This window comes from Nonomuraea helvata (assembly GCF_039535785.1).
GTDB classification, from domain to species: Bacteria; Actinomycetota; Actinomycetes; order Streptosporangiales; family Streptosporangiaceae; genus Nonomuraea; species Nonomuraea helvata.
This window is the reverse complement of record NZ_BAAAXV010000001.1, coordinates 1,267,104-1,283,809: the sequence shown is the minus strand read 5'-3', so window position 1 is coordinate 1,283,809 and position 16,706 is coordinate 1,267,104. Positions and strand designations below refer to the sequence as shown.

The window sequence follows — 16,706 nt, the reverse complement described above, 5'->3', positions numbered from 1 at the left end:
CCCTTCCGTGTATGTCCGCGGGAAGACTTGCCGGCCGCTATGCCCTGATGCGCCCTCTAGGCGCGGGTGGCATGGGAAAGGTGTGGCTGGCCAGGGATGAGATGCTTGACCGCGATGTCGCGGTCAAGGAGCTCACGCTGGCCGAGGGCATGTCGCCCAAGGAACGCTCCGACTCGGTGAAGCGGGCCGTGCGCGAGGCGCAGGCCACCGCGCGCCTGCGGCATCCCGGCATCGTGGCGCTGCACGACGTGGTCGTCGAGAACGACCGCCCTTGGCTGGTCATGGAGCTGCTCCGGGGCCGCACGCTCGGCGAGACGGTGCGCGAGTTCGGACCCATGCCGGCCGACCATGCCGCGCGCGTCGGCGCGGACGTGCTGGAGGCGTTGATGACGGCCCACGCGCAGGGGCTGCAGCACCGCGACGTCAAGCCGGGCAACGTCTTCGTGACCGAGAGCGGCCGGGTGGTGCTCACCGACTTCGGCATCGCCAGGCAGGAGGGCCAGGCCACGCTCACCGAGCAGGGCCTGATGATCGGCTCACCGGGGTTCATCGCGCCCGAGCGGCTGGCCGGCGAGCCCGGCGGCCCGGCCAGCGACCTGTGGTCGCTCGGCGCCACGCTGTACGTCGCCCTGACGGGCGCGCCGGCCTACGAGGGGTCGGCGGGCCAGCGGGTGCGGGCGACGCTGACGGAGCCCGTACCGGTCGCTCCAGGGCCCCTTGGGCCGCTGCTGTCCGCCATGATGGCGCACCAGCCGGCCGCCCGCCCCGACCCGCGGCTGGTCGTGCAGGCGCTCAGGCAGGTGGCCGCGGGCGGCCAGGCCCCGCCGCTGCCGGTCAACCACGACATCACCGCGCCCGGCAAGGTCGGCCGGCGCGGCGGCAGGGCCGCGCTGTGGATCGCGGCCGTGTCCGCGCTGATCCTCGGCGCCGGCGGCACGACCGCCTTCCTCGTCCTGCGGGACCGGGCGGACTCGGCGCCGGCCGCGTTCACCGTGCCCATGGACGTGTGCACGCTGCTCACCCGGCAGGACGTGGGCAGGCTGCTGCGTATGCAGCAGCCGCCGAAGGGGCAGCCGAGCAGCGACGACGAGGGCCCCAAGTGCGGCTGGCCGGTCACCAACACAGGGGTGGACCTGCAGGTGCAGAAGGACTCCGACACCGTCGACCCCTGGTCGATGACCCCGGTCTCGGCCCACCGGCTCTTCGAGAGCCAGAAACGCAAGTGGGCCAGGTACGGCAGCGTCGACTGGATCTGGCCCGAGATCGGCGCGAAGAACGCGCAGCAGGCCAAGCGCACCCCGGTCCACCAGGTCACCGGCGTCGCCGAGGAGGCGTTCGGGTTCGAGCTGAAGGGTTCCACCGGACGCGTCCACTCCGCGTACGTCTTCTACCGGCTGGCCAACCTGGTGGTCGCCGTCAGCTACTCCACGCTCAGCGACAAGCCGACGGACGAGGAGATCAAGCAGACGGCGCTGAAGGCGGCGCAGGCGAGCGAGCAGGTGCTGCGCAATGCCCGATGAGCTCTACCAGCTGGCCGGCCGCTACCGCCTGATCGAGCGGCTCGGGCAGGGCGGCGCGGGCACGGTGTGGCGGGCCATCGACGAGATCCTCGACCGCCAGGTGGCGGTCAAGCAGGTACGCGTGCCGGAGGGGCTGACGCCGCCCCAGCGGGCCGAGTTCGCCGACATCGCGATCCACGAGGCCAGGTCGGCGGGCCGGCTGCGCGACCCGGCGATCGTGCTCGTGCACGACGTCGTCCTGGAGGGCGACCAGCCGTGGATCATCATGGACCTGGTCACCGGCCGCTCGCTGGACAAGGTGATCAAGGAGCGGGGCCCGCTGCCGCCCGGCTACGTGGCCGCGATCGGGCTGCGCGTGCTGTCGGCACTGGAGGTGGCCCACGCCCACGGCATGCTCCACCAGGACGTGAAACCGGCGAACATCCTGCTCGACGCCGACGGCTCGGCCATGCTCACCGACTTCGGCATCGCGACGCAGATGGGCGGGCAGGGCGGCAGGTTCGGCTTCGCGGGCTCGCCCGGCTACATGGCCCCCGAGCGGCTCAACGAGGAGCCCGCAGGGCCGTCGTCCGACTTGTGGTCGCTCGGCGCCAGCCTCTACACGGCGGTGGAGGGGCGCGCGCCGTTCGAGCGGGAGCTGTCCGCGGCGGTCGCGGCGGCGGTGCTGCTGCACGAGCCGCCGTTCCCGATGAGGGCGGGCCGCGAGTTCGGCGGCCTGATCATGGCCATGCTGGTGAAGAACCCGGCCGCCCGCCCCACGGCGGCCCAGGTCCGCCAGGCGCTCGGCGCCCTGGCGGGGCCCGCCCCGGTCCGCCGGCGCCGGTGGTGGCTCGTGCCCGCGGTGCTCGCCGCGGTCGTGGCGCTGGGCGCGGGCGGCTGGTATGCCACGGGCGCGCTCAGGAGCGGGCCCGAGACGGGCAGGTTCGCCACGGCTCCCGACCCCTGCACGCTGCTCAGCGACGCCCAGGCCGCCCAGCTCGTGAAGGGCAAGCCCGAACGCTCGCTCAACAGGCCGGGAGAGTGCCAGTGGCTCCTCCGCCGGGGCTCGGTGGGCGGCGACCGCCTCGTCGTACGCACCTGGGCGGAGCAGCCTGACGGCGACCTCAGCGGCCCCCAGGTGGCGCAGCGCCGATTCGCCAGCGAGAAGGCGAGCCGCGCCGCGGCCAAGGGCACGGTGATGCGCGTCTCCCGCGGTCAGGTCAACGACCTCCCGGGTGTCGGGGAGGCGGCGATCACCCAGAACAACTTCAAGGCAGCCATGACCAGCAACACCGAGGGTTTCGGCGACACCACGGTGCTCTTCCGCATGAGCAACCTGCTCGGCGAGGTGGTCTGGCAGCGTGCGGACGTTCCGGTCACGAACCCCGTGGACAAGGAGCCGGCCCTCAACGCCGCCCGGCTGATCTCCGCGAAACTGGCCAAGTGAGCCGGTCAAGGGACAGAACTGCAAGCGCATTGCAAGGGGTGTGACTAGGCTGTTTCCCCGCAAGTCAGGGCAACCCCAGGAGTCCAGGTGAATCCCGGTAGCGAGTGGCAGCCGCCGACCACCCCTTACCAGGTGCCGGGAAGGCAGTTCGAGCCGCCGACCCAGCCCCCGATGCCACCCCCGCCGCCGCCCCCACCCGCTCCGCGGCGGCCCGCCTGGCTGCTGCCCACGATCGCCGCCGCCCTCGTCGTACTGGTCGCGGCGGGAGGGGTGGGCGCCTACATCGTGGTCCAGAAGGTCTCCGGCACCTCCAAGCCGCCCACGGCCCGGAGCGCCGTGCCGACGCAGGCCGCCTCCGCCGCGTCAGCCGGCCCCGACGTGTGCGCCATGCTGCCCAAGGAGGAGGCCGACCGCCTCGTGCCCGACGCGACCGTCTCCAAGCGGTCCGAGGACAACGAGTACACGGTCGTCTTCACCTGCGACTGGATGAACCAGCGCATCTCGTTCGGCGAGTTCTGGCGCAGCAGGGAGATCGACGTACGGATCGAGCAGCACAAGGCCGACGGCGCCAAGACCGGCCGGGCCATGGCGCAGAACTCGTACGAGGTCGAATACCAGGGCGGCAAGTACAACGAGACGGCCAAGCCCTCGCTCGACCCCGACGAGAAGGAGTACATCTCGCCGCTCAAGGACATCCCGGGCGTCGGCGAGGGCGCGTTCGCGCAGTACACCTGGCGGCGCGACAGCAAGCTGCTGTGGTACTCCTTCGGCGAGGCTCACGCCCGGGTCGGCGACATGACGGTCCGGGTCAAGTTCCAGGCCGGGCAGCAGCGCAAGGACGCGCAGATCCTGTCCAACGACGGCATCAAGTCGATCAACGAGGAGAACGCCATCCGCGAGGTGAGCGGCCTGGTCGGGCAGTTCGCGAAGGGTGTGGCGGCCTGGCAGGCGCAGCATCCCGACGTGCTCGCCAAGCCGGAGCCGTCGAAGGCGCCGATCACGCCGAGCGCGCGCCCGACGCCCTCGCCGACCGTGCTGGCGGCGTTCCCGGGCGACTGCGGCGCCGTGACCGAGGTGGCCACGCGGCTGGTGCCCAAGCCCACCACCCGGGCGCGCGGCACCGAGGTCGGCGACGACGCCCAGACCGAGTGCCGCTGGCTCAACCTCGACCTGCCCGGCGACGGCAAGAACGTCAAGAAGATCCGCAGCGTGCTGATCACCGTGCACCGGTTCACCAATCGGGCGGGCGCGGCCGACGAGACCGCGGCCAAGGGCTACTACGCCAGCGAGTACGGCCGCAACAAGGTCACGGCGCGGTCGTCGATGGGCGGCATCTCCTGGGGCAAGCTGATCGACGTCAAGGGGCTGGGCGACGACGCGTACCAGCAGTTCGTCACCAACCGGCACAGCGACGTCTCCGCCTCCACCGGCACCGTGGTGATGCGCAAGGGCTCGGTCGTGGTCGTCATCGACTTCTCCGGTCACCAGCGGCCGCAGGACGAGCCACAGAACTCGCCCAAGGTCCAGCTCATGCCCCAGAAGGAGGCGATGGACGGGGTGCTCACCCTGGCCAGGGCGTACATGGCCCAGCTCGCCAAGCAACCGGTGGGCAGCTAGGCGGGTGGCTAAGCAGGGGCGTCGCGGAGGCGCTCCACGCGGATGCCGCGCAGCAGCGCCTCCGACACCAGCACGGCGGCCAGCAGGCTGATCAGCAGCGCGACGCCCACGACGGCCCAAGAGCAGGCAGGGCGGCTGCTGCGCTCGGCCCACTGGCGGGCAGGGGTGATCGCGGGTGTGCTGGTTACCTGGCCCGCCGATGCGCACAAGCGTACCGCCCAGGAGTGGGACGCCGTTCGCGCCGCGATTCCCGGCGGCCGGGATCTGCCCGCCAGAATCATCAAGGCCCGTACCCGGCAGATTGCCGCGTTCGTACAGACTCATAGGCGGCTGCCGACCGATGTGTTCGAGCTGGAGGAGGCGCCCCGGGCGGCGCTGATGCTGGTGCTGGCCGCATGCGATCGGCAGCAGGCCACCATCGAACGCAGTGACGCCAAATCCGCGGCGGGCGCTGCTGCGGTTGCAATTGCCCACCCGCCCTGACCCGCGCTCGTATGCGGACTGGGTGTGGGTGGCCTGCCCTATCACACTGCCCCCTGCAATTCCGGCTGACGCGGTGCTGTACCTGCCCACCCTGCGCCTGACCGATGGCACGGTGCGAGCCGAGATGGCCTACACCCACGCCGTCCCCCGGGCCCGGCGCACCGGCCACTCCATCGCGCTCGGCGTCGACTGGGGCCTGAACACGCTGCTGTCAGCGGGCGCCGTTCGCCTGCATGCGGGCGGGAACTTGACCGCTCTGGGCGCCGGTGCCCAGTTCCGCGCTGCCGGAGTGCTGGCCAAACAACATCGTCTACGCCGCCTGTCCGAGCGTCTACATGCCAAGACCGGCCACTATCAGCGCCTGATCGACGGATGCGCACCCCACCCGGCCCTGCACGGTAAGCACGCTCTGCTGAATGCGGAGATCCAGCACATCTCCGCACGCCGCACGAACCTCAACGACGCCCTCGCCGGTGCGGCCGCCCGCTGGGCCGTCGATCAAGCCATCGCCGCCAAGGCTACGGTCATCTATCTGGAAGACCTGCGCTCGTTGGAGGCCGCAGGGATGGGCCGCACCCAGAACACCCGCCTGTCCCAGCAGGTACGAGGCAAATCGCCTACCGTATCCGGCACTTGGCCGCCGAGATCGGCATTGCCGTGGTGACTGTCCCGGCCAGGAACACCTCCAAGCACTGCCCGCATTGCCTGACACCACTGCGGCACCGTAAATCCCCCGACACGCCCGCCCTCGCAGGGTGGAAATGGGCCATCTGCCCGGAGTGTGGGTGGCAGGGCGATCGCGACCAGGGCGCGTGGCGCCGCATCGCCGCCCGCGGCCTCACCCACCAGACCAGGACCGCAGTGGACCGGGCAACCGGTGCCATGGCGATTGGTTCCGTGGTGGACAAGCTTGAAGCCCAGGCGGTGATCAGCTTGCCCGCTTCTAAGACTCGCCGCAAGGATCGGTCGAAGACCGGACTCACCCGGCGCCGCACCGCACGCCCCGCGCCCAGGCGACGCAGGGCACCCTCCCCCACCCGGCCCATCGGCCAGGCGGGCAAGCGTCCGGAGGGACGCGCACCAACGGGCCGGGTCCGGCTGCCCCGCGCAGCCTACCGGCACCAGGGCATGACAACGATCAGCACACCCACCAGAAGGCACCGGCCGCGAGGGGCAGCGCTGGGCGCAGGATTCCATCTCCACGCCCACGCCACCCCTCCACGGTGGGCGCAACCCCCGCCAGGCATCATGACTGACATGGGATCGCCAAGCTGATCAGAGACGCTCAGCAGCCCGTACAACCGGCACGCAGGTCCGGCTGCTCGTCCAGGGGCACGCCCCTGACCAGGACCCGCCCTGCGGCGGGCGGGAGGAGCCCGGCGAGCGTCGTCAGCAGCGTCGTCTTGCCCGATCCCGACGGCCCCATCAGTGCCACCCGCTCGGCCGGCGCCAGCTCGAGGGTGAGGTCTTCGATGATCGTACGCCCGCCCGCGCGGCAACTGAGGGCTCGGCAGGCGAGCGCCGGTCCAGGCACCACGCGGGGATCATCTCCCTGTGCGTTCACCCGCGTCAACAGTTAATGGAGCTGCAACTCGGTTGCAAGTGGCCCAAATACCGTTATGTCCTGCAAGACCTGAGCCGCGGGATCGGGTTTGTCCAGTACAGGGGCATGGGCAAGCCGGGGGGATCACGCGGCTCACTGGTTTTCCGGCGCCTTGTCGCGGGCCAGGAACGGCTCGAGCAGGCCCGGCACGGCTCGAGCCGCCAGCTCCAGGCCCTCGGCGCGGCCCACATCCACCACGTCGTAGTGTCCCTCGCCCGCGGCGGTGACGGCGGAGACGGTGAGCAGGCTCGAGCGGCGCTGGAAGAACGACTCGCTGATCGTCCAGCCTGAGATGCCCTTGCGGTCGAGCGCGACGGTGTGCCGTACCACCGCGCCCTGCCTGGTGAGCAGATGACGGCCGCCCAGCGCGTGCCCGAGGCTCCTGGCGCCCTCCACGGCCGCCCACATCCCGAACGCCAGCGCCACCACCGGCACCGCCCAGACCGAGACCCGCACCCAGGACCACGGGACCAGCCAGGACACCGCCCCGGCGACCGCGGCCAGCACGGCGCCCGTCACCAGCGCCCGCACCACCCGCCTCCGCCTGGCCGCCGCCGGGTGCGCCACCAACGCCCCCGCGCCCGCCCCGCTGCTGATCCCGTCCGGGACGGAGGTGCCCGGCGCCGGAGTGCCGGCGATCTCGGCGGCCAGCCGCCAGGCCACGGCGCGGGGGAGCGGCGGGGTGAGGGCGGCGACGTCCTCCGTCTCGTTCTCCGCCGCCTTGCCGAGCCCGGTGGCGATGGTCTTGACGCGCGCCCCGCCGCCGAGCCGGAGCAGCAGCGGTTCGCTGATCTCCACGCCGCGCAGCCGGCGCTCCTCCAGCGTCAGGGAACGGGTGGTCAGCAGGCCGCGGCGGAGCCGGAGCCGGCCTGGCTCGCGTTCCAGCCGGTAACGGCCCCACGACTCGGCGAACAGCAGGACCGCGCCGAGGACGCCGGCGGTCGCGTTCACGGCGAGGAGCAGCGGGACCGCCACCAGCGGCCGTGCCGTCACCCAGTCCCACAGGCCGGTCGCCGCCCACTTGGCGATGCCCTCGACCCCGAACGAGTCGAGCGCCTTGTAGAGGCCCCCGAGCACCAGCGCGGTCCCGGTGAACGTCCACACCGACAGCGGCGCGTACCTGATCCACGACCAGCGCAGCTCCATCAGCGGCCCGTCGCCGGGAGCGGGCGCCTCGCCCTGGCGCAGCAGGGTACGGCGCAGGGACTCCGCCTCGTGCCTGGTCAGCGGGTCGAGCACCAGGTCGGTGCCCTCGGCCGCATGCTCACCTGTGCCGACCTTGACCACGGTCAGGCCGAAGAGCCGCAGCACCGGATCGGCCCTCAGGTCCACGCTGCGTACCCGGTCGAGGGGGATCGAGCGGTGCTGGCGCACCGTGATGCCCGAGCGCAGTTCGAGGCGTTCGGTGGTGAGCCGCCAGCGGGTGGTGCGGAGCCTGGCCGCGTCGTACGCCACCACGGCGGCCACGACCGGCACCGCGGCCGCCGCACAGACCGCCACGACGCCGCCGGGCGGCCAGTCGCTGCCCACGAGGAAGCGCGCCAGCGCCGCCACCACACCCGCCACGATCGCCAGCGACTTCACCCCGGACGCCCACAGGCTCCGCCCGGCCAGCCGCCGCCAGCTCCCGCCGCCGTCCGCCCCGCCGACAAGGGACGCCCTGCGCGCGCCGCGCCCGTCGGCCCCGTACGCGCCGCGCCCGTCGCCGGTGTGAGAGGCGGTCACGTCGCGTCCCCCGGCGTCGCCTGCGTGATGGCGGTCAGGCGTTCGGCCAGTTCGGCCGCCACCTCGTGGTCCAGCGCCGCGATCTTGACGGTCCCCGCCGACGAGGCGGTGGTCACCGTGATGTCCGCCAGCCCGAACAGTCGCTGCACCGGCCCCCGCGCGGTGTCGACCCGCTGGATCCGCGACATCGGCGCCACCCGCCAGGTGTGGGTCAGCCACCCCTTGCGCGTGTAGACCGCCTGGTCGGTGACCTCCCACCGCTCCACCCGGTAGTAGGCGCGCGGCGCCACGAGGGCCAGCAGCACGCATCCCGCGGCGAAGATCCCCACGCACACGCCCAGCCAGACCGGCCGCGAGGTGAAGATCCAGTACGCCGCCACCGCCGCGGCCGCCACCGGCACCAGGAGGATCAGCCACTGCACCGTCCACCAGGCGACCGCCCGCGGGTCGGCCTGGTGACGCGGCGGGCGCAGCCCCACCCGCGCGACCCCGGTCATCGCCCGCCCTCCGCCTTCTTCATGGAGTCGGCCACGGCCAGCAGCGCCAGCCCGAGCACCCCGATCACGATGGCCGCGAACACCTCGTACCCCTCCAGGAACGGCAGCCGGTTGACCACGAGCAGCCCGTGCGCCCACCGCCACCATCCGAACAGGGTGTTCAGCAGGCCGCCCAGACCTTGCAGGAGCAGCAGCCAGCCGAACACCGTCAGCACAGCTTTCATGGGTCCAAGCGTCGCCGCCGGGGCGCGAGGATCGCGTCGGCCGTAGGTCTCGGCCGGCATCGACTTTGGTCGCTGTCGCCGTACCCTTGGCAGGGCCTAACCTCGGTGAGCGTGACGGGACTGCGGGGGGACGGCGCTCACGCCGACGAGTACCGATGGGCGCTGCCGTCGGTGCTGCTCGGCGACGGGCGCGAGAGCCGCAGGGTGCGCCGCTCGACCCGCGACTGGATCGTCGACATCGTCATGTTCCTGCTCGCGTGCGGCATCACGCTCATCAGCCTGCCGGAGCTCCAGGACGAGCCGGAGCCGCTGCAGGCCCTGGAGCAGGTGGTGGGGGCGCTGTCGTGCGCGGCGGTGTGGCTGCGGCGCAGGTGGCCGGTGGGGCTGGCGGTGGTGACCACCCTGCTCACGTCCTACCTGGAGCTGCCGGGCGGGGCCTCGGTCGTGGGGCTGTTCACGGTGGCGGTGCACCGGCCGTTCAAGGTTTCCGGCCCGATCCTGCTGCTCTCCTGCGTCACCGTGGCCCCGTACGTGATGCTGCGGCCCCAGGAGGATATGGACAGGGCGTGGGCGGCGGCGCTGAGCGTGACCATCGTGCTGGCCGTGTTCGCGTGGGGTGTCGTGATCAGGGCCAGGCGGCAGCTCATCTGGTCGCTCACGCAGCGCGCCGACGGCGCCGCGGAGGAGGCCAAGCGGCTCGAACGCGAGCGCATCGCCAGGGAGATGCACGACGTGCTCGCGCACCGCATCTCCATGCTGAGCCTGCACGCGGGCGCGCTGGAGTTCCGGCCGGACGCGCCCGCCGAGGAGATCGCCAGGGCCGCCGGCGCCATCAGGACCAACGCCCACCTGGCATTACAGGACCTGCGCGAGGTGATCGGCGTGCTGCGCCACGCGCACCCGGACGGCGACGACCCGGTGCCCGACCGGCCGCAGCCCACGCTCGCCGACCTACCCGCGCTGGTCGAGGAGTGCCGCCACGCGGGCATGGACGTGCGGCTCGACCTGCGGGCCGACGGCGACGCGCCGGAAGGGCTGGGCCGCAACGTCTACCGCATCGTCCAGGAGGCGCTGACCAACGCGCGCAAGCACGCCGGCGGGGCGCCTGTGACGGTGTCGGTCTCCGGGGCTCCGGGCGAGGGGCTGTCGGCTGAGGTGCGCAATCCTGTGGAGGCGCGCCACGGGTTGCGCCTGCCTGGCGCGGGGGCGGGGCTCACCGGGCGGAGCCTTCCGGGCGCCGGTGCCGGGCTCATCGGGCTGAGGGAACGGGCCGAGCTGGCCGGAGGACGGCTCGAGCACGGCGCGACCCCGGACGGCGAGTTCGCGGTCCGCGCGTGGCTGCCGTGGCCGTTGGAGACGAATCGGGAGGACGCATGATCAGGCTGCTGATCGTCGACGACGACGCGATGGTGCGGGCGGGGCTGTCGATGATCCTGGGCGGCGTGGACGACATCGAGATCGTGGCCGAGGCCGGCGACGGGTCCGAGGTGCCGCCGCTGGTGGCCGGGCACCGGCCCGACGTGGTGCTGATGGACATCCGCATGCCCGGCGTCGACGGGCTCACCGCCACCGAGGCGCTGCGCCGCACGTCCGCGCCGCCCGAGGTGGTGGTGCTGACCACGTTCCACGCCGACGCGCAGGTGCTGCGGGCGCTGCGGGCGGGGGCCGCGGGATTCCTGTTGAAGGACATCGCGCCCGGCGACCTGGTGCAGGCCATCAGGAAGGTGGCCGCGGGGGAGCCGATCCTCTCTCCGGCGGTGACGCGCCAGCTCATCACGCACGTGTCCGACGGCGGGGCGGGGGAGCGCACCGAACGGGCCAGGAAGCTGCTCGCCCGCCTCAGCGAGCGGGAGCGGGAGGTGGCGCTGGCCGTGGGGCAGGGCAGGTCGAACGCCGAGATCGCGCGCGAGCTCTACATGAGCGTGCCCACGGTCAAGGCGCACGTCTCGCGCATCCTCACCAAGCTCGACCTCAACAACCGGGTCCAGGTCGCGCTGCTGGTCTACGACGCCGCCACGTAGTCACCCCGCCAGCAGCTCCTCGATCGTGGCCCGGTGCAGCACCAGGTCGTCGGGGTCGTCCGGCGCGGGCTGCTCGCCGAAGTGGATCCGGCGCTGCCACACCCTGGCCATGACGATGCCGTGCCGGAGGGCGGCGTACATCTCGTAGAAGTCCATGTCGCGGGGCTCGTACCCCGTCAATTCTTGATATTTCTGGCAGACGTCGTCGCGGCGCATGAAGTCGGGCATGCCGGGGAAGCCGGCGGCGACGGTGAGGTCCTGGAAGAAGCGGTGCAGGAAGATCATCCAGGACAGGTCCAGCTCGCGCGGGCCCACGGCGGCCATCTCCCAGTCGAGCACCGCGACGGGGGTGAAGTCCCTGAACACCATGTTCCCGATCCGGGCGTCGCCCCAGCACAGGACGTCCGGACCGGGCTCGTCCGGCCAGTGCGGCTCCAGCCACCGGAAGGCCCGCTCCAGCAGGGGGATCCGCCGCTCGCCGTGCGCCCACTCGTAGTAGGCGCGCTGCGCCTCCACGTGCGCGCGCAGCCCGGCCGGCCCGAACGGAGTCAGCTCCTCGGCCGTGAACCGGGCCTGGTGCAGCGCCGCCAGGACCGCCACGGCGGAGTCCTGCAGCCTGCGCCGGTCCGCCGGCGCCGCGTCCAGCAGCCAGCTCCCGAACGTGTACGGCATCACGTCCGGAGGCACCTCGCCGTCCTCGCGCTCCATGACGAGGAACGGCGTGCCGAGATGGGCGGGGTCAGGTTCGTACCAGAGGGCCCTGGGCGCTGGAATCCCAGCTTTTTCCCTGGCCAGGCGCATGATCCCGAACTGTGTCCGCAGGTCGTACGAGGGGAACACCGGAACGGACTCCACCGCAGGTGCGAGCCTGGCTACGCAGCGCGTTCCCCCTCCGCCCCAGTCGGCCGTGAAGAACAGGGTCTCGCTCGACATGCCGTTCTCGGACGGCCTGGACACTTCGGACACCGAAGCACGTGCGCCGACCCTGCCGCCCAGCCAGACGGCCAGGCGTTCGCGCAGCTCTTCCAGGTCGCGGGTGGAGGTGCGGATCTCATCTGTCACGGTCGGCCTCCCAGGCTCCGGCTCAGTCGTATACCGCCAACCAAGCGCTCGTCCATACAGGGATGACCGTTACGGTCAGGTACGCGGCAGCCGTACCCTTGTCTGAAAGGGCATGTCACGAAGGGACAAGTGGGATGAGTTCAGCGGGTGAAGGCCTGTCTCGCCCGCTTCCCGAGCAGGTGCGGCTGAATGTCGTCGATCTGGCTTCTCAGGTGCTCGGGACGATGCCCGCTGTCTCCATACCTCCGCCGCTGCGCGGCATCGCCAAGTTCGACCCCCGCAAACGTGCCAAGCTCGGCAGCGCGCCCATCGCGGCGCAGCTGGAGAACGACAAGAAGTTCCGGGAGCTGGTGGCCGAGTCGGTGGCCGCCGGCTGGCCCGAGCTGGTCGCCTCGCTGGCCGAGGGAAACGTGCCGCCCGCGGCCGACCCCGTGCTCGTGGCCGCGGCCGCGTACCTCACCCGGCCGCCCGGCTGGGCCGAGATGATCGAGGCCGCCCGCACCGACCTGGAGCAGTCGGCGGCGGCGGCCGAGGGGTCGGAGCGCGAGGAGGCGGTCACCCGGCTGCGCGAGCAGCTGGCCGCGCAGAAGAGCGCCGCCAAGGAGGAGTCCGACCGGCTGCGCGAGCAGATCAGGGCGGCCCGCGCGGAGAACTCCGACCTGCGGCGCAAGCTCCATGAGGCCCGCGAGCGGGCCAAGGCCGCGGTCCGCCATGCCGAGGAGATGGAGCACGCGGCCGAGGAGGCCAGGTCGGCCGCCTCCGCCGCCTCCGTCTCGGGCGAGTCCGAGCTGCGGCGGCTGCGCGAGCGCCTGGCCGACGTGGAGAAGCAGCTCGAGGCCTCGCGCCGGGCCGCCCGCGAGGGCAGGAGCATCGAGGACGCCCGCGTCAGGGTGCTGCTCGACGCGCTCCAGGACGCCTCCGCCGGACTGCGCAGGGAGCTGGCCCTGCCCACGATGATCAGCCGGCCCGCCGACTCGGTCGCCGCCGTCACCGGCGAGCGCCCCGGCGTGCGCGGGGTCCCGGCACGCGCCCTCGCCGACGACGACCCGCAGCTCCTCGACCAGCTCCTGGCCCTGCCGCAGGTCCACCTGATCATCGACGGCTACAACGTGACCAAGACCGGCTACGGCACGCTCACCCTCGCAGACCAGCGCAACCGGCTGATGACCGGGCTCGGCGGGCTGGTGGCGCAGACCAGGGTCGAGGTGACCGTGGTGTTCGACGGGGCCGAGCTCAACGCCCCCGTGCAGGTGGTGGCGCCCCGGGGGGTGCGGGTGCTGTTCAGCGAGCCCGGGGAGATCGCCGACGACCTGATCCGCCAGCTCGTCCGCGCCGAGCCGCCCGGCCGGGCCATCGCCGTGGTGTCGTCGGACCGCGAGGTGGCCGAGTCCGTCAGGCGGATGGGAGCCAGACCCGTTCCGTCTGGCTTGCTGCTGCGCAGGCTGGGCCGGGCCTAGATTACGGACCGGCCGGCCGGCGATCCAGCTCGGTCCTCCATCACGATTTGCCTCTTTGGGTGAGACCTCACCCGCCACTTCTGTACTATTTCGCCCCAGACATCATCCCCTGGGAGGCGACACAGTGAGGTTTGGCAGGGTGCCGGTTGCCGCGGGTCTCGCGTTCGGGCTGCTCCTGTCCCCGATGGGTCCGGCCCTCGCTGATCCCAAGCCGACGCTCCGGCAGGCCAAGGCCAAGCTCGAGAAGCTCAACGACAAGGCCGACAAGGTCGTCGACCGGTACAACACCGCCACGGAGCGCTACAAGGAAGCCAAGGGCGCTTACACCAAGCTGAACGACAGCTACAAGCGCAAGCTGGACACCGTCGCGGACCTGCGCGCCCAGGTGATCAACATGGCCGTCAACGGCTACAAGCTCGGCACCGACCCGACCTCCTTGCCCGGCCTGATCAGCACGGACGACCCCTCGGCCCTGCTGACGGGGCTGACGCTGGCCGGGCAGATCTCGAAGGAGGAGGCGGCGAAGCTGGCCGCGTTCGACCGCGAGAACCGCGGGCTGAAGACGGAGCGCGACAAGGCGGAGCAGGCGCTGGAGGCGGCCGACAGGGAGCGGGACGGCGTCGAGAAGGAACGCTCGGAGATCATGAAGCTGATCCGCGAGCAGAAGAAGCTGCTGAACAAGCTGAACGCCTACAATCCCGGCAATCCCAACAGCGTCGGCATCAAGTACACGGGCCCCGCCTCGGGCAACGCCGCCGCCGTCCTGCGCTTCGCCTACGCCCAGGTCGGCAAGCCGTACATCTACGGCGGGACCGGCCCACGGGGCTACGACTGCTCGGGCCTGACCCAGGCGGCGTGGCGAGCCGGTGGCGTGTCGCTGCCGCGTACGACGTGGCAGCAGTGGGCGTGGGGGGCCAGCCGCAAGGTCTCCTTGAACGACCTCCAGCCCGGCGACCTCATCTTCAGCAACGGGCTGGGCCACGTCAGCATTTACGCCGGCAACGGGCAGATCGTCCACGCGCCCCAGACCGGGGACGTGGTCAAGGTCGTCAAGCTCTCCTCTTACGGCAGCGGTCTCGTAGGCGCTGTCCGCCCGTAGTCGCCCTTCGCGGGACTCCGGCGTTGCCGGAGGTCCTCCTTGGAACGTTCCCGTCTCAGTGTGACAAATGCGACATTTGAGGCCTGACACAGCAGCGTGAAATCAAATGTGAGCAGGGTCACATTCCGATAACGGAACCTGGCCTTTCAGCAGGGGCCTTTCGCCTTACAGCCCCCTTTATCTGATCTTTACAGGCCATGTCTCGCTTTGCCGATTCTTGACGGTTCCGCGTACCTTCTGGCGTCGTCCCGCTTCCCAGCGAGACAGCAGAAGATCCGCCGGCCACCGCCCACATCCCCATGCGAATCCTTGATCGGGGCGGTGACCTGCCGAATCCGTGCAGCCAGGAGGCACGGAGCCGGGGACCCAGCGATCCCAGTTTCCCAGGGATCAGGGGTGAATCGGCGCGAATCGCGCCGTAGGGCTACTTCCAGGCCCGAACCCGTCAGCTAACCCGGTAGGCGTTCGTGGAAGTCCCAAGGAGAAATCCTGTCTACGTCCCCGAATAACCCCCGTCTGTCCCGCCTTGCCGTGAGTGGCGTAGCGCTCTCGATGACCGTGACGGCCGCAGGTCTGGTCCTCCATGCCCCAACGGCTCGGGCGGCAACGAGCACGACCGCTTCGACGGCCAAGGCGGCCACCACCGCCCGAACCTCGACGTCGGCCAGGGCCGCGGCGCTCAGGGCGGTCAAGGTCGCCCGGCAGAAGTCCAAGGCCCGCAAGGCCGTCGCCGCGGCCAAGCACCAGATCGGTGACCCGTACCGGTACGGAGGCACAGGTCCTGGTTCGTTTGACTGCTCCGGCCTCGTCCAGTACGCCTGGAAGAAGGCCGGCGTGAAGATCCCGCGCGTGACGAACAGCCAGTTCGCCCGCATCAAGAAGAAGGTCTCCTGGCGGCACCTCCAGCCGGGCGACCTGATGTTCTTCAGCGGGCTCGGCCACGTGGGCATGTACGTCGGCAAGGGCAAGATGGTCCACTCGCCGCGGACAGGCGAACGGGTACGCATCGACAAGCTGAGCAGATGGCGCAAGACGTCCTTCGTCGGCGCCGTCCGTCCCGGCATCTGACCGAGCCCCCGCCCGAACGCGTTTCGGGCGGGGCTCGTTCGTTCTGTGCTGAAGTCTCCCGTGGGCCGACTACGATCGGGCGTCGTGTCCGGGTGGATGAGTCGTCGGGTCGCGGTGGCCTCCATCGCGCTCCTCGCTCTCGCTCCCGCCGCCGCCCCCGCCCCTGATGCGCCGATCCTCCCGCAGGAGGCCCGCTACCTGTGGCGTGACGGTGCGGTCGTGGTCCACGGAGCGCGCTCCGTCGTCGTCGGCCACCACGCCCCGGATAGGGAGCTCCGCGAGCTCGCACGCCGGGCCGACGCGGCAGGGCAGCGGGTCTCGGGCGTGCTCGGCCGGCCGGTACGACCGCTGATCGTCGTCCCCGGCTCCGCCGCGGAGGCCGCCCGGCTGGCCGGGGTGGGCAGGATCGACGGGCTGGCCGCGCTGGCCGACGGCGGCCGGGTGATCGTCGTCCCCGAGCTCTTCGCCGAGCTCAACTCCACCGGCAAGGACGTCGTACTCGCGCACGAGCTCACCCACGTCGCGGCGGGCACCGACCACCTGCCCGTGTGGCTTTATGAGGGATTCGCCGACTACGTCAGTTACCGCGACTCAGGGCTCCCCGTGCGGACCGCCGCGGCCGAGCTGGCCGCCGAGGTGCGTTCCGGGCGGTTGCCGGGGGAGTTGCCCGGATCTGCCGCTTTCGCGGCCGACGGCCGGGACCCCGTACGGCTCGCGCGGGCGTACCAGGAGGCCTGGCTGGCGTGTCGCTTCCTCGCGGACCGGTTCGGTGAGGGGACGCTGGTGAGGCTCTACCGTGATGCCCAGGCAGGCGGCGTCGATCGGGCGCTCGCCGCTCTCGGGCTGTCCGCGGCCACGCTGACCGCACGGTGGCGCGACTACGTGCGGGACCAGCTCGCATGAG

17 protein-coding genes and 1 riboswitch are annotated in these 16,706 nt (G+C 71.6%); of the genes, 12 read left to right on the top strand and 5 right to left on the bottom strand.

Going from position 1 to position 16,706, the window contains the following annotated elements; all coding sequences use genetic code 11:
* Nucleotides 1-11: 11 nt before the first annotated feature.
* The 6 genes from ABD830_RS05860 (at nt 12) to ABD830_RS05835 (ending at nt 6,321) form a co-directional block, all read left to right on the top strand.
* Complete coding sequence (locus ABD830_RS05860) at nt 12-1,520, top strand: serine/threonine-protein kinase (RefSeq protein WP_344985339.1); 1,509 nt, start codon at nt 12-14, stop codon at nt 1,518-1,520.
* Nucleotides 1,510-2,946 (top strand): serine/threonine-protein kinase, encoded by a 1,437-nt coding sequence (locus ABD830_RS05855; protein WP_344985338.1) that lies wholly within the window; start codon nt 1,510-1,512, stop codon nt 2,944-2,946. Before ABD830_RS05860 ends, ABD830_RS05855 begins: the two co-directional genes overlap by 11 nt.
* 87 nt (nt 2,947-3,033) lie before the next feature.
* Entirely contained in the window at nt 3,034-4,563 is a 1,530-nt protein-coding gene (locus ABD830_RS05850; RefSeq protein ID WP_344985336.1) for a hypothetical protein, read from the top strand.
* Nucleotides 4,564-4,728: 165 nt separating this feature from the next.
* Entirely contained in the window at nt 4,729-5,046 is a 318-nt protein-coding gene (locus tag ABD830_RS05845) for a hypothetical protein (RefSeq protein WP_344985335.1), read from the top strand.
* Nucleotides 5,047-5,119: 73 nt separating this feature from the next.
* Entirely contained in the window at nt 5,120-5,710 is a 591-nt protein-coding gene (locus ABD830_RS05840) for a hypothetical protein (protein WP_344985334.1), read from the top strand.
* Nucleotides 5,704-6,321 (top strand): zinc ribbon domain-containing protein, encoded by a 618-nt coding sequence (locus tag ABD830_RS05835; RefSeq protein ID WP_344987637.1) that lies wholly within the window; start codon nt 5,704-5,706, stop codon nt 6,319-6,321. The genes ABD830_RS05840 and ABD830_RS05835 overlap by 7 nt, the downstream gene beginning before the upstream one ends.
* Nucleotides 6,322-6,331: 10 nt before the next feature.
* Here ABD830_RS05835 and ABD830_RS05830 read toward each other — a convergent pair whose 3' ends face one another.
* The 4 genes from ABD830_RS05830 to ABD830_RS05815 form a co-directional block, all read right to left on the bottom strand.
* Entirely contained in the window at nt 6,332-6,583 is a 252-nt protein-coding gene (locus ABD830_RS05830) for an ATP-binding cassette domain-containing protein (RefSeq protein ID WP_344985333.1), read from the bottom strand.
* Between the two features lie 159 nt (nt 6,584-6,742).
* On the bottom strand, nt 6,743-8,374 hold the full coding sequence (locus ABD830_RS05825) for a PH domain-containing protein (RefSeq protein WP_344985332.1): 1,632 nt from the start codon (nt 8,372-8,374) through the stop codon (nt 6,743-6,745).
* Nucleotides 8,371-8,871: a PH domain-containing protein gene (locus ABD830_RS05820; RefSeq protein ID WP_344985331.1), complete on the bottom strand. Its 501-nt coding sequence runs from the start codon at nt 8,869-8,871 to the stop codon at nt 8,371-8,373. The genes ABD830_RS05825 and ABD830_RS05820 overlap by 4 nt, the downstream gene beginning before the upstream one ends.
* Complete coding sequence (locus tag ABD830_RS05815; RefSeq protein ID WP_344985329.1) at nt 8,868-9,095, bottom strand: hypothetical protein; 228 nt, start codon at nt 9,093-9,095, stop codon at nt 8,868-8,870. The genes ABD830_RS05820 and ABD830_RS05815 overlap by 4 nt, the downstream gene beginning before the upstream one ends.
* A gap of 111 nt (nt 9,096-9,206) precedes the next feature.
* On the opposite strand from ABD830_RS05815, the gene ABD830_RS05810 reads away from it, so the two are divergent.
* Complete coding sequence (locus tag ABD830_RS05810) at nt 9,207-10,472, top strand: sensor histidine kinase (protein ID WP_344985328.1); 1,266 nt, start codon at nt 9,207-9,209, stop codon at nt 10,470-10,472.
* Complete coding sequence (locus ABD830_RS05805; RefSeq protein ID WP_344985327.1) at nt 10,469-11,116, top strand: response regulator; 648 nt, start codon at nt 10,469-10,471, stop codon at nt 11,114-11,116. Before ABD830_RS05810 ends, ABD830_RS05805 begins: the two co-directional genes overlap by 4 nt.
* Here ABD830_RS05805 and ABD830_RS05800 read toward each other — a convergent pair whose 3' ends face one another.
* Nucleotides 11,117-12,178: a phosphotransferase family protein gene (locus ABD830_RS05800; RefSeq protein ID WP_344985326.1), complete on the bottom strand. Its 1,062-nt coding sequence runs from the start codon at nt 12,176-12,178 to the stop codon at nt 11,117-11,119.
* A 134-nt stretch (nt 12,179-12,312) separates the two neighbouring features.
* Between ABD830_RS05800 and ABD830_RS05795 the strand changes: the two genes are divergently transcribed.
* The 4 genes from ABD830_RS05795 (at nt 12,313) to ABD830_RS05780 (ending at nt 16,705) form a co-directional block, all read left to right on the top strand.
* Nucleotides 12,313-13,635: an NYN domain-containing protein gene (locus ABD830_RS05795; RefSeq protein ID WP_344985325.1), complete on the top strand. Its 1,323-nt coding sequence runs from the start codon at nt 12,313-12,315 to the stop codon at nt 13,633-13,635.
* Nucleotides 13,636-13,774: 139 nt separating this feature from the next.
* Nucleotides 13,775-14,734 (top strand): C40 family peptidase, encoded by a 960-nt coding sequence (locus tag ABD830_RS05790; RefSeq protein ID WP_344985324.1) that lies wholly within the window; start codon nt 13,775-13,777, stop codon nt 14,732-14,734.
* A 317-nt stretch (nt 14,735-15,051) separates the two neighbouring features.
* Nucleotides 15,052-15,213, top strand: a riboswitch (cyclic di-AMP (ydaO/yuaA leader).
* Nucleotides 15,214-15,265: 52 nt separating this feature from the next.
* Nucleotides 15,266-15,802, top strand: coding sequence for a C40 family peptidase (locus ABD830_RS05785; RefSeq protein WP_344985323.1), 537 nt, complete (start codon nt 15,266-15,268; stop codon nt 15,800-15,802).
* Between the two features lie 96 nt (nt 15,803-15,898).
* Nucleotides 15,899-16,705 (top strand): hypothetical protein, encoded by an 807-nt coding sequence (locus ABD830_RS05780; protein ID WP_344985322.1) that lies wholly within the window; start codon nt 15,899-15,901, stop codon nt 16,703-16,705.
* Nucleotide 16,706: the final 1 nt, after the last annotated feature.

Excerpts from the sequence above, each read along its gene's own strand:
- ABD830_RS05795 (WP_344985325.1), top strand. The coding sequence starts at position 12,313 with ATGAGTTCAGCGGGTGAAGGCCTGTCTCGCCCGCTTCCCGAGCAGGTG.
- ABD830_RS05805 (WP_344985327.1), top strand. The coding sequence starts at position 10,469 with ATGATCAGGCTGCTGATCGTCGACGACGACGCGATGGTGCGGGCGGGG.
- ABD830_RS05855 (WP_344985338.1), top strand. The coding sequence starts at position 1,510 with ATGCCCGATGAGCTCTACCAGCTGGCCGGCCGCTACCGCCTGATCGAG.
- ABD830_RS05860 (WP_344985339.1), top strand. The coding sequence starts at position 12 with ATGTCCGCGGGAAGACTTGCCGGCCGCTATGCCCTGATGCGCCCTCTA.
- ABD830_RS05820 (WP_344985331.1), bottom strand. The coding sequence starts at position 8,871 with ATGACCGGGGTCGCGCGGGTGGGGCTGCGCCCGCCGCGTCACCAGGCC.
- ABD830_RS05815 (WP_344985329.1), bottom strand. The coding sequence starts at position 9,095 with ATGAAAGCTGTGCTGACGGTGTTCGGCTGGCTGCTGCTCCTGCAAGGT.
- ABD830_RS05780 (WP_344985322.1), top strand. The coding sequence starts at position 15,899 with ATGAGTCGTCGGGTCGCGGTGGCCTCCATCGCGCTCCTCGCTCTCGCT.